The organism is Infirmifilum sp., assembly GCF_049970975.1.
GTDB classification, from domain to species: Archaea; Thermoproteota; Thermoprotei; order Thermofilales; family Thermofilaceae; genus Thermofilum; species Thermofilum uzonense.
Genome location: NZ_JBMFLX010000171.1, coordinates 1 through 2,332, shown reverse-complemented (window position 1 = coordinate 2,332; position 2,332 = coordinate 1). Strand labels below are relative to the sequence as shown.

Sequence of the window (2,332 nt, the reverse complement as noted above, 5' to 3'; positions counted from 1 at the left end):
GCGAGGTACAAACCCTTGACGGGCGCTAAAATGCATGCAAAGATTGGGTAAAGGTAAATGAATTTTCCAAGTAGTTTGTATACTATATGGGACCATCTATAACACTTCCAGAAATCATAATGAGTCCTGTACTTGATTATCACATGAGCGTACCCTCTTCCCCACCCCATTTGCTGCTTAACGAGATCCAATAGGCTCCTTCTGTGCCTACAGTAGGATCCAAGTGAGGATACCACGGAGATCTTAAAGCCGGAGCGGTAAGCCCTGTAGCTGAAGTCCAAGTCATCAGCTCCATAGGGAGGGTGTTCCCAGAACCCTCTGATCCTCTCAAAAACATCCCGCTTGAACGAGATGAAGGAGCCGCCGGCAAAGCACCTATCCCTGGCAAGCTCACTCGAATAGGCCCTCCCCCATTCCCACACCTTCTGCTCAAGCTCCTCAACGGGGGATTCCGCAACCCCTTTCCCACCCTTCACGTCCACCAGCTCTGCCCCCCCGTCCTCTATTGCGTTTACGACCCTCACGAAGTGATCTCTGCCCACCACGCAATCGGCATCAACGAAGCAGATTATCTCACCCTTCGCCGAGGAAACCCCTATGTTCCTAGCTATTCCAATCCCCCTTCCCTCATCGTGAATCACCCGGATGTACTTCCTGAAGGCCTCAAGTATCCTCGGCGTGTTGTCACTGCTGCGAGCATCTACTACAATGATCTCTCTCTCCCAGCCCTCGGGCACCGCGGCGCGCAGTACGCTTAACAACGTGTAGCCGAGAGTCCTTCCGTTATTCTTCGAAAGGATGATCACGCTGAGAGTCTTCATACACGAAGGAGGCTCGGATACCGGCATATTAACCCTCTCTTATGCTACGTACAAACTCAGCGTACTTAGGCGCCAGCCTTGTCCACGTGAAGAGGCGGGCTCTCTCGCGTGCCTTTGCCCCCAGCTCTTCCCTCAGCTCTTTATTCTCTCCAAGCTCTACCATGGCTTCGACGAGTCTCTCCGTGCTCCCCAGCTCGACATACATGGCAGCATCCCCCAAAGCGCTAGTAGCTCCAGGGGTCCGCTCTGCCAGTATAGCTCTTCCCGCCGCCATGTACTGGAACAGCTTCATGCGCTCGGCATAGAAAGCCGTGGGGTGCCTGCTGCTGGGCGCGAGGAGGACATCAGCCGCGGCGAAGGCGCTCTGCCTCAGGAAGCTGGCGTAGGGGAGGGGGCCCAAAACCCTTACGCGCCCACGCAGCGCCTTAACGGCACGCAGAGTTGCGCTGTCCATCCTTGAGACCTGCAGCACTAAGACGGCATTCTTGAGCCTCCTCGCGGCAGACGCGAAGGCTGCCAGCATTCGGTCAGTACCCTGGAGATCTACCCCATTCACCTTCCATATCCCGCCACTGTACATGAAAACAATGCTGTCACCGAGCCGGTACCTTTCCCTGAAGAGCCTAGCGTCGCCAAAGCGTGGCGGATTAAACAAGGGATCGACTCCATAAGGTATATAAGTGAAGCGTTGGAGCCCGAGCTTACGCGCTGCAACCTCCATTAGAGGTCTGCCCCAGAATATTATGCCGTCGGCCTCCCGCAGGATCCTGACGTCCAGCGGGTGGATAGATCCCTGGGGATCCATCCAGACGTCCATCCAGTCTACAATAATGGTGGCATTGTCTCCCCACACCCTACGTGACGCCAGATAGGGGTTTAGGGCGATCACAAGGTCTACCTTCAGGCCTGTGAGTGCCACCCGGCTGAAAAACTCTCGCAACAGCGCACTTACGTAGCGATCCCCTCCGCTTGTGCTGAGTTTTGTGAATAAACTCTCAACTTTTGCAATTCGTGGCACCATTTTTAAAGGAATGTACCTCAACTTTCCAAACCTGTTAATGAGATATTTGTATGAGATAATTTTCAGGCCTGGAATAGCTTTTTTTGCAAATAAGGGACGCCTATAGGCAAGGGGGTCGAAGCCAGTGACAAATACACTCTGCGTCATCAAAGGATGTATAAAGCTAGGGACTTATTAAAGGTTCACCACGAACCGCGGAAAGCCTCTCATGCAGTGCTAGCGCAAGATTCGGACATGGTGCTACTACCAGGCTACCTGAAAGGAATCCTTCGTACATTTCAGGAAAACCCTAACACTGTGAGTGTTTCCGGCTACATAGTCAACATAGGAGAGGCCAGTAGCACGGCAAGGCTGCTAGTACTCAAAAACCTGTTCAACCTAGTATTCAAAGCCTATTAGAGGTGCCTCCCCAACAGGTGCAAGTTCTTCGAATACCCTTCCCAGCTTACAAGAACCGTAAACTGTGAGTGGCTAACAAGTAGTAACACAG

Annotated in this window: 3 protein-coding genes; 1 reads left to right on the top strand and 2 read right to left on the bottom strand. The window is 52.9% G+C overall.

Annotated elements, in window-relative coordinates; all coding sequences use genetic code 11:
• Together ACP5KC_RS10180 and ACP5KC_RS10175 are read right to left on the bottom strand one after the other, a co-directional pair.
• Positions 1 to 848, bottom strand: an 848-nt coding sequence (locus tag ACP5KC_RS10180; protein ID WP_428287504.1) for a glycosyltransferase, incomplete at its 3' end; no start/stop codon positions are given.
• 1 nt (position 849) lies between these two features.
• Positions 850 to 1,989: a glycosyltransferase gene (locus ACP5KC_RS10175; RefSeq protein WP_428287503.1), complete on the bottom strand. Its 1,140-nt coding sequence runs from the start codon at positions 1,987 to 1,989 to the stop codon at positions 850 to 852.
• Between the two features lie 66 nt (positions 1,990 to 2,055).
• Between ACP5KC_RS10175 and ACP5KC_RS10170 the strand changes: the two genes are divergently transcribed.
• The gene (locus ACP5KC_RS10170; protein ID WP_428287502.1) at positions 2,056 to 2,241 is read left to right on the top strand and encodes a hypothetical protein; all 186 of its coding nucleotides are present in this window, start codon (positions 2,056 to 2,058) and stop codon (positions 2,239 to 2,241) included.
• The last annotated feature ends 91 nt before the right edge of the window (positions 2,242 to 2,332 follow it).